This window comes from Microcoleus sp. Pol8_D6, assembly GCF_036700965.1.
GTDB lineage: Bacteria > Cyanobacteriota > Cyanobacteriia > Cyanobacteriales > Microcoleaceae > Microcoleus.
Map to the genome: position 1 here is coordinate 39,190 of NZ_JAUBPW010000025.1, position 12,879 is coordinate 52,068.

Consider the following 12,879-nt stretch of genomic DNA (forward strand, 5'->3'; position numbering starts at 1 on the left):
TATTATTGAGTTAAGGTGCTAAACTTGCGCCGCTGCACGATACGCCTGCACGATACGCCTTACATATATCATCGGCCGATCGCCCAAATCTAATAGCCCTGCCAAGAGTCCCCGCCCCAGTGAGATATCCCTGACTCGCGCGATCGTCCTTAAATAAGAAAAAGTTTTAACTGGTATGTCCTTACCCCGCCCCGTCTCAGACACCCTAATTGAACTGTTGAAGCCTGTAGCCTCTGAATTGGGAGAAAGATTGGGAGCAAGCGCTGTCAACGAACGCTATGCAGAAATTGAGCCGTCTGGTTCTTCAGCTTTGAACCAGCAAATCAAAAAAGACCCCCGCTGGATTAAAGCACAAGTAAGATATTTGCAGCGTCAGCAGGCCAGAGAACAAGAATTAATCGCCATCGCCGACGCAGAAGAATGGGTAAAGGAAGAACGAGCTAATCGAATTAAGGCACAAGAAGTAAGAGATAAGCGGGCAATTAGCCGGCTTTGCCGCGACTTAATGCGGGAGTTTCAATCAGAAGCAATTCGAGTGAAGCTGAGCGAAATTCAAACTATTTGGGACAGGGACAACTGGTTTTCTAATTTGAGCAGGCAGGAAACTGAACAGATTTTGCAGCAGCAGCAGCACCGATTGCTGCTGTTAGTTGCTCCCGCAAAAATTAGCCAAGATTGCCCTGATTCGTTTCGCCACAATCTGAATATCGAGCTACCAGCTAAGTTAAGAGCTTTCTTGAATCAGCACTACCCCCCCCACGGAGATTTGTGCCCGGTTCAGTTTTACGGAGACTATTTCAAAAAATCCATTTCTGATATTGATGTGGAGCGGTTGCAGACTGTGTTGTCTCCCGTACCGACAGCTATACTGTACAGCGATATCAGCGATTATGAAGTTAATTTTCATGTGGGTTTTTGGGGAGTCATCAATCAGAGCGTTTCTCTAGTGGCGATGCAGCCTTGGAATTGGGAAGAGGTTTATAACCAGTTGGAGGCAGAGGGGAAAGACAAAAAGCTGAGCCTGCGGATTATTCGGCAAATAATTGTGACTATTCACAAGTTATTGGCCGCTTTTTTAGCTGATTTGTATTATTTAAATATCGATTTTACTCACGAACCTCAGTTATTTAAATTAGAGGCGGAATTTGCTCAGGAATGGTTTTCTAAAGATTGGGCCCAACCGTATATTGAAACTCTTAAAGAAATTCAGGAGCAACAGCGAATAGTCTATAAGGGAGAGATGCGGCGGCTGGCGCTGCGAGAGGCGAAAGCTAAGGCGGAACGCCAGCGTTTGGAGGAGGCTGAACTCAAACGCAGAGAGGAAGCTGAGGCGGCAGCTAAGCGGGTGAAGGAATTAGCTCACAAATTAAAACATCAAAAATGGCGGTGTGTATATACGCTGCCGGGACATTCATCGTTTGTGAATTCTCTGGCGATTAGCCCTGACGGTAAAATTATGGCTAGCGGTAGTTGGGATAAAACTATTAAGATTTGGAATTTAGAAACAGCGGAATTAATTGGCACTCTGACGGGACATTCCGATCGCGTAAATTCGGTTGCTATTAGTTCTGACGGAAAAATGTTGGTTAGTGGCAGTTCGGACGAAACAATTAAGTTTTGGAATTTGCACAGCGGTGATTTGCTGTGTACTTTTCCGGGACATTCTATGGAGGTGAATTCGGTGGCGATTAACCCGAAGCGCCTGGTAATTGCTAGCTGCGGCGGGGCTGATAATACGATTAAGCTGTGGAATTTGCGGAGTGGTGAGTTGCTGCGGACTTTGAAGGGTCATTCTGACAATGTGAATGCGGTGGTTTTTAGCCCGGACGGTAAAATATTGGCGAGTGGCAGTTCGGATGCGACGAGTAAGGTTTGGGATGTGGAAAGCGGCAAGTTGCTGCGGACTCTTTCGGGGTTGAATGTTGGGGTGAATTCTGTGGCGATCGCCCCGGACGGTCAGATTCTTGCTAGCGTGAGCAATGATTATACGATTAAGCTGCGGAATTTGCACACGGGCAGTTTGTTGCGGATTTTAAATACTAATTATGCGAAGGGAAAGGGTGTAACGAATTTAGGAACGAATGAGGCGGTGCATATTTTGCAGAATTATGTGAGTCGGGGCGATTCGGTTGCTATCAGTGGGGACGGTTTGACTTTGGTTAGTGGCTGCGATGATAATACGATTAATATTTGGAATTTGCAGACGGGGGAGTTGTTGAGCAGTCTGAAGGGACATTCGGGTACGGTGTACTCGGTGGCGATCGCACCTTCGGGCAATTTGCTCGCCAGCGGCAGTGCGGATCAGACGATTAAGATTTGGCGCTGCGATTAATTAATTGGCACTGGGCAGACAATTTCGGTTGTGCCCTTACGGGGAGGGGTTTTGAGCGAATTTGAAAAAAAATGGCTGGGGGGGTTGCGCTAATGACTATAAGTTTGCTATATTAAGTTTCACTGCTGGTGTAACTCAGTTGGTAGAGTAGCTGATTTGTAATCAGCCTGTCGCAGGTTCAAATCCTGTCACCAGCTTTATTAGTATAATTTTGATAGATATAACTATCTACAAATCACCAGCTCTATGTTGACGATCGAGCAAATTTAAGCCGCTATCCTGGATCTACCACCAGATAAGTTTCATCAACTTTTGGAATGGTTTTTTGAGTTGGATTATCGGCGTTGGGACGAGCAGTTAGAACAAGATATTGCTGGCGGTAAGTTGGAAGATTTAGCCCAGCAGGCACTCGCAGATTTTGAGGCGGGGCGCTATCGGGAAATTTGATGCACTACACGACTGGTCGATTTTGGGAATGCTACAACGCTTTACCTGAAACCGTAAAGCTTTCAGCCGATTGATGTTACGAATTACTCAAAGCCGATCCAACTCATCCATCGCTCCATTTCAAAAAAGTCGGCAAGTATTCGTCAGTCAGAGCCGGACAAGACTACCGAGCTTTGGGTATAGGGATTGAGCAGGGGATTTTGTGGTTTTGGATCGGCGCGCACGCAGAGTACGATCGGCTTATTGGCTAAAAGTAACATCAATTTTACCTAACGCAGTGCAGGCTGTTTTCAACCATTCAATTGTTGCTGCATCAAGTACGGGTTCCAGTTTCTCGACTACCGAAGCGTGATAATTATTCAACCATGCGAGTTGAGTCTTTGACAGCCGATCGACATTTATCAATTTGCGCTCAAACGGAATATACGTCAGCGATTCAAATCCGTACCAAACCGAACCGTTTTTGGAGGGCATTTCCCTGACAACATAGAGATTTTCGATGCGAATTCCGCCCCATCCCGGTTCGTAATATCCCGGTTCGATGCTAGTTACCATTCCGGCTTCCAGGGGATATTGTACCGATTTGCTGATGCCGTTTGGCCCTTCGTGACCAGCTAAAAACGCGCCGACTCCGTGCCCGGTGCCATGTCCGTAGTCTAGCTGTTCTTGCCATAATACCGCACGGGCGATCGCATCTAATTGCGCTCCCGTTGTTCCTTTGGGAAATTGCTGCATTGCACAGTTGATGTGCGCGATTAACACTGTGGTGTAGTGTTCTATTTGTAGCGCCGTCGGTTCTCCGATACTTATTGTTCTCGTATCGTCGGTTGTACCTGCTAAATATTGCGCGCCTGAGTCAAGCAGCAGCAATTCTCGGGGTTTTAATGTGACTTCTGGGCTGGGGGTTCCGTAATGTACGATCGAGCTATTGGCTCCCGCACCTGCGATCGTTCTAAAAGTTAAAGTCTGAAAATCAGTTTCTTCCTGGTAAAATCTTTCGATGCTTTCTTTGACATCAAACTCTGTCAAAATCTTACCATTTTCTAGCTGTTCATTCAACCACTTTAAAGTCAAAGTTTTCGCTCGACTTGCTTTGAAATTAGCTGATTTCATCTGCTCGATTTCAACCGGATTTTTGCGAGCTTTCATCCCTTCTACCGGATGTGTCTCAAAAAGTATTTCGATGTTGTATAACTGCGCTTGTTGATGGTTTAATATTAACTGGTACGTCCCTGCTGTGCTGTGTTTCGGGTCTAAAAGTACCCGAACTTTATGTGGCAAATTTATGCAAGTTTGTAATGTATGCGGATAGTCGGCGTAGGGAAGCAATGTTACATCCGCCCGCAATTCTTGCTTGATTTCTAGCGAAATTCGTTCGGGATTTGTAAACAAAAACGCTGAATCTGTGGTGACAATGGCATAGGATATGAAAATGGGAATGTGGGGAATATCCGAGCCTCGGAGGTTGAACAGCCACGCTATTTGATTGAGGTTGGTAATCGGAAGCACATCGATGTTGGCTTTTTGCATCGCTTCCCTGACTCTGGCTAATTTTTCGGCGGCGGTTTCTCCTGTCAGGGATACAGGTAAGCTAAATATGGGCTCTGCATCAATTGCGGGTAAAGTCTCTGCTGTTTGCCAAGGAGTTTGCAATCGCACTTTGTCTGTCAAATTCTCCCGGATCGGTATGAGCTCAATCTCCGCAGTTGCGAATTTTTTAACCCAATTTTGATATTGCTCTGTGGCTACAGTAAACGGGTCAAAACCCATGCGAATTTTAGTTGATTTTTCGGCCGATTCTACCGCCAGTTTTTCTAAAGTTTCAATTAAGGTTAAATTTCCTTCTAAGCCGAGTTTCGATATTTGAATAATTCCAGTATCGACTTGCAATTCGGCTTGTTCGTAATAGCGGGAATCCACAAACAACCAAGCGCAATCTTTGCCAACCAACAAATCACCGGCGGAACCCGTAAAACCGCACATCCAAGCTCGTCGTTGCTTGGCTGCTGGAACTGATAAATTTAAGTGTTCGTCAACCGCTGGGATGAAATAGCAATCTAATTCATAATCTGCCATCAAATCGCGCAAGTCTGCCAGTCTGGCAGCGGAGGTATCTTGGATATTTGTATTTGCTTTTAAGTTAGTGGCAACCATGTTGAATCTTCCTATTTTACTTGTTTAAAATTGTCTTCAAACCTTTAACTAATCTCCTAATACCAGCGGTGGCGGTTGCTTTCTCCAAAGCACCGTAAGCAACGCGCAAATAGCAGCCGCTATCCATGCCGAAGGTTGTACCGGGAAGCACTGCTACGTGATATTCGCGAATTAATTTTTCTACTAATTCCATTGTATCGATTTCAGTATCAACTTTCAAGAAAAAGTAGAATGCTCCGCAGGCTGGGGAAATTGTACACAAATTTTGGATGGTATTGAGTTCGTCTAATACGAGTTGTCGCACAGATGCGATCGCCCTTACATAATTATCGCAGTAACCTCTACCAACTTGCAAGGCTCCCAGCGCTGCATACTGAGAAATTACGGGCGGACAAATTAAGATTGTATCTTGAATCTTTCTCACTGAAACGAGCAAGTGTTCTGGGATTACCATATACCCGATCCGCCAACTCGCAAAACCGTAGGCTTTGGAGAGGCTAAATAGAGAAATTGTATGTTCGCTGCTGTGGGGAAAAGCGGCGGGCGAACAGTGTTTGACGCCGTTATAAGTAAAATATTCGTAAGCTTCATCGCTGATGTGATAAATGTTGTGCTGGCGACAAATTTCGTTAACTTCCCGCAGTGCTTCGGAAGGATAAACAACACCAGTGGGATTATTTGGTGAAATGGTAACTATGGCTCGTGTTTTGTCAGTAATGGCTTTTTTTATAGCATCGATATTAAGTTGATAATTGGCGTCAGTTTCTACTATCACTGGTCGGCAATTTGCCATAATTGCCGCCATTTCGTGGTTAAAGTAATAAGGTGATTGGATTATAACTTCGTCCCCCGCCGAAGTGATAGCGAGAAGGGCATTGGTAAATCCCATGTTGCTGCCGGCGGTAACGACAATGCAGTTTTTGCTATTAATATCTATGTCGTTATCTGTTTTGAGTTTAGCTGCGATGGCATCTTGTAATTGTGGAATTCCTTCCACGGCTTTGTATTTGTGATTGTCGGGATTTGCGAAGAATTCGGGAATTTTTTCAAATGATTCTTGTGGCGGATTGTAGTAAACTACGCCTTGTCCTAAAGATATCGTTCCCGGATTTTGACGAATCAGTTCGCCAACTACTGGAATTATGGGCGACTGTACCGATTGCATTCGACTCGCGTGATTTTTTATCATATATTATAGGTAATTGTAGGGCAGGTTTAGTGATAATGTACGTCCTTAAGCAAGTTTACTATTTCACGCACGCGCTTCTCCGCTTCAGGATCTATGTACTTCTATTTTAGAACCTTGCGGGGATTTGGAAACTTTAACTTGTGCGGGCAATCTTTCCCCCAATTCTCGAACGTGGGTAATCACTCCAATCAGCCTGTCTCGCTGCCGCAAAGATTCTAAAATTTGAGTAACGCTTTCGAGAGTTTCGGTATCTAAAGTACCAAATCCTTCATCTAGAAATAAGCTGCCCAAGTGAGTTCCTTGAGACAGTTTTTCTGACAAAGCTAAAGCCATTGATAAAGAAGTGGCAAAGGTTTCGCCACCGGAAAGAGTACGCACTCGTCTAGCTTCGCCGCCGTTCCAATTATCTGCTACCCAGTATTCGCCGTCTTGGTTTATTAGTTTGTAGCGATTTTCGGTTAATTCTTGCAAAATTAAGGTGGCGCTGCCGACTAATTCTGCTTCTAAATGTTCTAAAATGTATGATTGAAATTCGTTGGATTTGAGGTTCTGCGCTAAGGTGTGATAAGTTTGCTCTTGTTCTGTGAAATTTGTGATTTGCTGTGACAGTCTTTCGGCTTGTTCGAGATTTTGAGCTGCTACTTGAATCCAAGCTAACAGTTCGGCGCGGTTGTTGTTGGCTTGTTTGAGGTTTTCTTGGGCGGTATGTTTTGCCGATCGCACTTGTGCTAAAGTATTCTCATCGGTAGTTCTGCCTGCGATCGCCTCGCTCAAATCTTTCGCCCGCGTCTCTAACTGAATTTTTGATTCGCGGTGAGAGCGAATAGCATTTTCCCATTCTGATTGTTCCTTAACTGTCGCAACCGCTGCTAAAAAGGTCTCTTCTGTGAAATCAGCCGCTGTTAATTTTGTGGCCCAATCCTGGTTTAACTGCTGTTTCTGGGTCTGGGCTTGTCCAAAAGCTTCTCCAGCTTGTTGCTCTCTCTCAGCAGCTTGAATAACCTTATTTTGAGCAGTTTGATATGATTTTTCGGCAACTTTCAGCAGATTTGCCAAGTCTTGCTTGTCTTGTTCTAAGACTTTTGCTAAATTAGCATAAGGTTGATATTCGGTAATTTGATAAAGCGCATTTACACAACTTTGCAACTGCTGCTGGCGACGGTCTGATTCAGCGATCGCATCTTGATATTCCTGCTGTTTAGCTGCTTGAGTCGCCACAGCAAAATTAAATTTTTGTTGAAAATTATCATATTCCAATGATGCGAGTTGGAACTGCTGTTCGGTTTGGCGGTATTGGCGATCGCTCTCTTTAAGGAGTGCCAACTCCTGCTGCAACCCCAAGCTTTCCCACTGAGGATTTTCCAGCACATGAGTGATTTCCTGCTGCAATTGAGCAACTTTAGTCGCAGTTAATTCCAACATTTGAGCAATTTCCGACTCTTTTTGCAGGCAGGCTGCCACTGCACTTTTTCCCTCAGCAGCCAACCTTTGAGCATCTTGAAAAACCTGATTTGCAGCAGCCAATTTCTGCCGCAAACCAGCGACATCGACAATATTAGAATCGGGCAAAGGAGGGAGCCGATCGCTCTCAGGATGCACCCCCCCACACACCGGGCAAGTATCGCCAGAATTCAGCGACATTCTGACAGCAGCCACACTCTCTAAACGTGCGGCTTCCGCATTAGCTGTTTGGGCCACTTCTAACTCGCGATCGCACTCTTTTAGTCGGATTTCTGCTGCTTCTAAATTAGCGGCAACCTGCACATAATTCTGTTGAGCTTTTTCCTTATCTGCCAGAGATTTATCCAACTGTTCTTGCTGAGTCTTTTGCTGCTTGGTAATTAGCTGCAATTCCATCAATAAGGGTGAAATTTGCTGCAATTGCTCTAAACGCTTCCCTCCCGGTGCATACTGTTCGAGCTGCGCCGCTGCTTGAGTAACTCGAAAACCCGCACCTTGAATTTTAGTGTTAGCAGCTTGCAGTTCTTTATCTGCTGCCATAAAAAAGCGGAGTTTTTCCTGTTGAATTTTTTGGGCAAGCGCAACTTCTTTTTCTAATTGAGCGCGTTGTTCTTCATATACTTTAGCAGCAGCTAAAGCATCTTCGCGAGCCTTAATTTGTGGCGCTAGCACCTCTTCTTTAGCTTTTGCCGCGTCAAGTTGCTGCTGCTCTACTGCTAGCTCAGAGCGAGCTTTAATTAACTGCTTTCGCGCTGCCACAGAGGCACTTTCGGCAGTTTCATACTGACTGCGAGCCGATCGCACTAAAGCCCAATCTCCCTGTAAATGATTGGCAGCTTGCGCTCTCTCTAAACGCTGTGCTAAAATTGCAACCTCAGCAGAATTAGCATTTAATTTAGCGAGTTCTTGTTGTAGCTCTTGCCAGCGAGCAATTTGCGAAAATAGCTGTTCCTCTTCATCTAGATCCTTTTGAGCTTTCATCACAGCGCGATCGAACTGGGGTAACTGCTGCTCTAAAATCAAAAGTTGCGATCGTTTTTGAGCCACCTCCTCAGCCGTCGGTGCACTCAAATCCGCTAGCTGCCTTTCCACCATTTCCCGTTCCTGTTTCAGCAACTTTGCGAGTTCATTTGTTTCCTTCCGCATCTGCTCAAAAATCTCAAATCCCGCTAGCTGCCGCAAAATTTCCCGGCGTTTTGATGTATCCCCTTTAATAAACTCATCAAACTTGCCTTGAGGCAGAACAATTGCTCGCGTAAAAGTATCAAAATCCATTCCTAAAATCTGTTCAATGGTATTTTGAACAGCAACTATACTCGTCCCCAAAGTCTCCCATTGACCATTTTGCCAGTTGTCCAAAATCACCTTATTTTCGGGAGATTTCGGACGAAAACGCCACCTTCGCGTCACCCGATACTGTGCCGAACCCACAGCAAAATGCAACTGCACTTTAAAATTTTCGCTGCCTTGACTCGCCAAATCACTTACTTGTTTGCCGCTGCGAGTTGTCGTGCCAAAAAGAGCGTAAGTCATGGCATCTAACAGCGAAGATTTGCCCGCACCTGTAGCACCAGTAATTGCAAACAAATCGAGTTGAGAAAAATCTAAACGCTGTTCGCGGTGGAAGCTGGTAAATCCTTCGAGAATAAGTTCGAGTGGACGCATACTGATTTTAGTTTTAGGATTTGGGGTTTGAGATTGTTATATTGAGGTCTACTGTCTTCCTTCTACAGTCTTCCCGATCCCCCCTAACCCCCTTTAACAAGGGGGGGGACAAGAGTATTATCAAAGTCCCCCAACAACCAGGGGGATTTAGGGGGTTCTAGACTCGACTACAAGCGACATTGAGCGTGGGTTTCAGTCTTAAAACTATTTGAAATTTGAGATTTGGGATTTTGGATTCTATCTTTTTACCCATTTAATTGTTAACTGTTTCCTTAAACTTCTTGTACAAATTTTTAAATTCCTCCAATACTGGCGGTTTCGGTGTCGTTCCCAATCGGTTTTGATAATAGTTGCAAAACTCTGCTGCCGGATCGAAATTATTGGGATCGATATTAGTTATTTCTGTTGGTTCTAGCGCTGCATCTGGATAGCGCGGTTCAATTAACAGCGCTTGAGAACAAATTTGGCGCACTCGATCGGCAAGTCCGATTTGCGGACTGTCCAGTTCGACAATTACTTTCAAGAAACCCGGATGATACTGATGAGCTTGTAAAGTTTCATCAAGATTGTCGTTATGACATTTAAGCACTTTTAACGGCTTGTGGCAAGCCACAGGCTTAAATTCCACCTTTGCCTGACTTCCCGGCTCAACTTCTATCAAGCAAAATCCTTTTTCCTGTTCCGCTTCTCCAAAATCTAACTGAATCAAAGAACCGGAATAATAAGCGGGAGAAGTCTCAGAAATCCGCTGGTGAATGTGGATGTGTCCGAGGGCGACATACTGAGCTTCCGGCGGCAGAGTTTGCGAGGACAGCAGGTATTTTTCTCGCGTGTAATAAGCGACTTCGGATTTTGCCAATCGAGCGCCGTCAATGCTCATGTGTCCCATGAGAAAATTGACAGTATTGTCTCTAAAATCCCTGCTTAAATCTTCGAGTAAATATGCTACGATTTCGCGGTAATCTTTGCGGCGGTCGGCATCGCCAGACTGCCAGAGAGAATTAGCATCTAACAGTCTTTGTTCGGAAGCAAAAGGCATCGCTCCCACGCAAAGTTTACCGCTTTTTGTGTTGAGAGTAATTGTGCCGCCGTCTGCAGAAAGCCTGGGTTTGCCTAAAGCGCGAACACCGGCGAGGGAAAGCAATTGCGCGATGCTGTCGATGCGGGATGCCGAATCGTGATTACCGGCGATCGCAATTGCGGGAATTCCTGCCGCTTGGAGTTCGCAGAAAAAGTTATAAGCAATGCGTTCGGCGTAAGCGGGCGGGTTGGGTACGTCGAAAATGTCACCGGCAACCAGTACAGCATCGACATCCAAGGCTTTTGCTTGCTTCAAAATCTGTTCGAGGGCGATCGCAATTTCAAAAGTGCGATCGATCCCTCGAAAACGTCGCCCTAAATGCCAGTCAGCAGTATGAATTATTCGCATAGTACGAGGAGTATTTTGTTTATTTTAATACTTTGTGCGATAGCTGCTATATGAATTGATTCATTCTGCGGCTGTTATACTCACTCCGACGGCCGATTAACTCGAATCAGTAGACTTCTCAGTGTTTCTAGATTAGAAATAGCTTGATTAATGCGTACAGCCAGCCGTTCCCAGTTGTGGTCGTTTGTGCAGACAATTATGCCCGTATGGTCAGAGTTAAACCTATGCAGTCGAATAAAATCCGGTCTATTTAATGTCAATACTGCACGATTATTGCTAATAGCAAAATCTAGAACTTCTTCATCCGGAATCTTTTGGTTAGCCTTCCCCGCTTCTTGAACTGTCAGGACATCATGGCCCAAATTTCGCAGTAATTTTACAACAGGAAACGGGTATTGTTCATCTGCATAAAGACGCGCCACAGTTTATGCCTCTTCCTGTTCTCGAATTGCTCTTTCAATCTCATCAGGATATGCCTCAGCATAACTAAAAGCATTCACCAAATCTACGGCACTCAGATCGGGATGACCTTCTAAAATATGAGCATCTGTGGCACTTTGACGGCGATAACTTACCAACAGCCAAACAGGAATCCGAGTTTTTCGGATACAGGCTTCTCCACCCATGACACCCGGAGTCTTTTGAATTCCCGGCCAAAAGTTGCTTAAACTTTGGGCTAGGAATTGTATAGCTTGAGCCTTTTCTTCGGGAGTTAAAGCCAAGAGTTGCGGTTGCAATTCTTTGAGTGTCATCTTCGTAGTAACTGAAGTCATAAATATCCACTTTTGTCGTCAGAGAGGTATTCTAGCACTATTATACTCACAACTTCTCTTCCACAGGCTTCACATCGTGAAACCGAGTATAATCAACCACCCGCCCTCCCGTCGCCGATTTCAAAAGAATATCTACAAATCGCATATTCCACATAATTTCCGAGGCAACAAAAGAATGCCGCGCGTGAATAGTTTGCGAAACAGTTTCGTCAATTCCTGTTAAAGTAATTACAATTTCTGCTTGCTGTTCCATCAAGTCTTCGGCAGTAAGTTGGTACAAAGGACTGCTCTCCTCAATTGCGTGCATAACCGTCCAAGTTAAGGCAAAAACCGGAGAGTGACTTCGCACTAATTGCAAATCGTAAAAACGCCGCATAAATTCTCCTTCCGCTGTTACCTCGTCACGGATCAAAGTAGCTCGCTGCTGCGCTTCTAAAATTTGGTTAAAACGCTGATTTGCAGTGCGGTACATCAGAGTCGGAACACCGTTGAAAGGAGCGATCACAGCTACGTGGCTGAAGAGAACTCTGGCTGTTGGTCTGGAAAATCTCGAAAAAGCCAGCCCCGTCACCATCGCCACTCCCCACAAACCAAAAAGCGCTTCGATCGCAACTATAGTATTAGCGTAATCCGTGCGCGGATACATAGAGCCGTAGCCGATCGTCGCCATTGTTTGTACGCTGAAATAAAAGGCATCTGGGAAAGAACCGGGCCGCGCGTTAGCAATGCAATCTCCTCCCGCCAAGTATGCTAAGGCAAATAAAGAATTCGCGACTGTATACGACAGACAAATGAGCAGGAAAAATCGTGGCCAAGAAAGAGTTAGCAGCCTGTGGTAGAGGTCGGCAAAATGCAGGCGAGGTACTCCCAACTTGACAATATTTAAGGGGAATTGTCCTTGGCGGCTGACTAAACGCGCCTGTTGCTGGCGGTTGCGGTTGCTTTTCATTGCGATTTGTAACTGCGGCTGTTTCAATTTGTAACTATTGCTTTGACCGGGAAAACTTATCCTTTAGACTGATGTCTGATTCCAAATATTCGGATAAAAGCGGAGTTTAGAAATGGTTGAGCTTAACTGGCATGACTATCTCGTTATGGTTTCTTTTGTGGCATCTATTGCGGGTCTAGTCCTGCTGGGTGATAATCGTGACTCGCAGCCAACAGACGATTCCCTACGGGATAGCTTCGCTTCACGTACTTTGAGCGAAGAAATCCTAATCAAGATGAGCTTTACTTACTGGATAGTGTACTGCATCTCTTTTTTCGGGTTGAAACTTCATCTACCAGAAGATAGCTGGTTATTGCTCAGTTTGAAGCTGACTACGGTTCTTTCTTACTTGTTGACTGCTTCTAGCATACTCAGCCTGCCGCTGCAACGCATGGCTGTCCGAGAAGTTGAAGATTAAAAAAAAGTTTTTGTAGTGAGGAC

At 45.1% G+C, this 12,879-nt stretch carries 10 protein-coding genes and 1 tRNA gene; 4 read left to right on the forward strand and 7 right to left on the reverse strand.

What is annotated here, in order from left to right:
• Window positions 1–175: 175 nt before the first annotated feature.
• From QUA10_RS12445 to QUA10_RS12455, 3 genes are all read left to right on the forward strand, one after another.
• Complete coding sequence (locus QUA10_RS12445) at window positions 176–2,332, forward strand: WD40 domain-containing protein (protein WP_333082987.1); 2,157 nt, start codon at window positions 176–178, stop codon at window positions 2,330–2,332.
• Between the two features lie 124 nt (window positions 2,333–2,456).
• A tRNA-Thr gene (locus tag QUA10_RS12450) sits at window positions 2,457–2,529 on the forward strand.
• A gap of 115 nt (window positions 2,530–2,644) precedes the next feature.
• Complete coding sequence (locus QUA10_RS12455; RefSeq protein ID WP_333082986.1) at window positions 2,645–2,779, forward strand: hypothetical protein; 135 nt, start codon at window positions 2,645–2,647, stop codon at window positions 2,777–2,779.
• 240 nt (window positions 2,780–3,019) lie between these two features.
• Here the strand turns inward: QUA10_RS12455 and QUA10_RS12460 are convergent, their stop codons facing one another.
• From QUA10_RS12460 to QUA10_RS12490, 7 genes are all read right to left on the reverse strand, one after another.
• Window positions 3,020–4,933: an aminopeptidase P family protein gene (locus QUA10_RS12460; protein WP_333082985.1), complete on the reverse strand. Its 1,914-nt coding sequence runs from the start codon at window positions 4,931–4,933 to the stop codon at window positions 3,020–3,022.
• 16 nt (window positions 4,934–4,949) lie between these two features.
• On the reverse strand, window positions 4,950–6,122 hold the full coding sequence (locus QUA10_RS12465) for a pyridoxal phosphate-dependent aminotransferase (RefSeq protein WP_333082984.1): 1,173 nt from the start codon (window positions 6,120–6,122) through the stop codon (window positions 4,950–4,952).
• 84 nt (window positions 6,123–6,206) lie between these two features.
• Window positions 6,207–9,248 (reverse strand): SMC family ATPase, encoded by a 3,042-nt coding sequence (locus QUA10_RS12470; RefSeq protein WP_333082983.1) that lies wholly within the window; start codon window positions 9,246–9,248, stop codon window positions 6,207–6,209.
• A gap of 253 nt (window positions 9,249–9,501) precedes the next feature.
• Window positions 9,502–10,677 (reverse strand): exonuclease SbcCD subunit D, encoded by a 1,176-nt coding sequence (locus tag QUA10_RS12475; protein WP_333082982.1) that lies wholly within the window; start codon window positions 10,675–10,677, stop codon window positions 9,502–9,504.
• An 80-nt stretch (window positions 10,678–10,757) separates the two neighbouring features.
• Window positions 10,758–11,099: a DUF5615 family PIN-like protein gene (locus QUA10_RS12480; protein WP_333082981.1), complete on the reverse strand. Its 342-nt coding sequence runs from the start codon at window positions 11,097–11,099 to the stop codon at window positions 10,758–10,760.
• A gap of 3 nt (window positions 11,100–11,102) precedes the next feature.
• Complete coding sequence (locus QUA10_RS12485) at window positions 11,103–11,429, reverse strand: DUF433 domain-containing protein (RefSeq protein ID WP_333083023.1); 327 nt, start codon at window positions 11,427–11,429, stop codon at window positions 11,103–11,105.
• 67 nt (window positions 11,430–11,496) lie between these two features.
• The gene (locus QUA10_RS12490) at window positions 11,497–12,399 is read right to left on the reverse strand and encodes an ion channel (RefSeq protein WP_333082979.1); all 903 of its coding nucleotides are present in this window, start codon (window positions 12,397–12,399) and stop codon (window positions 11,497–11,499) included.
• Window positions 12,400–12,544: 145 nt separating this feature from the next.
• On the opposite strand from QUA10_RS12490, the gene QUA10_RS12495 reads away from it, so the two are divergent.
• Window positions 12,545–12,856 (forward strand): hypothetical protein, encoded by a 312-nt coding sequence (locus QUA10_RS12495; RefSeq protein WP_333082977.1) that lies wholly within the window; start codon window positions 12,545–12,547, stop codon window positions 12,854–12,856.
• Window positions 12,857–12,879: the final 23 nt, after the last annotated feature.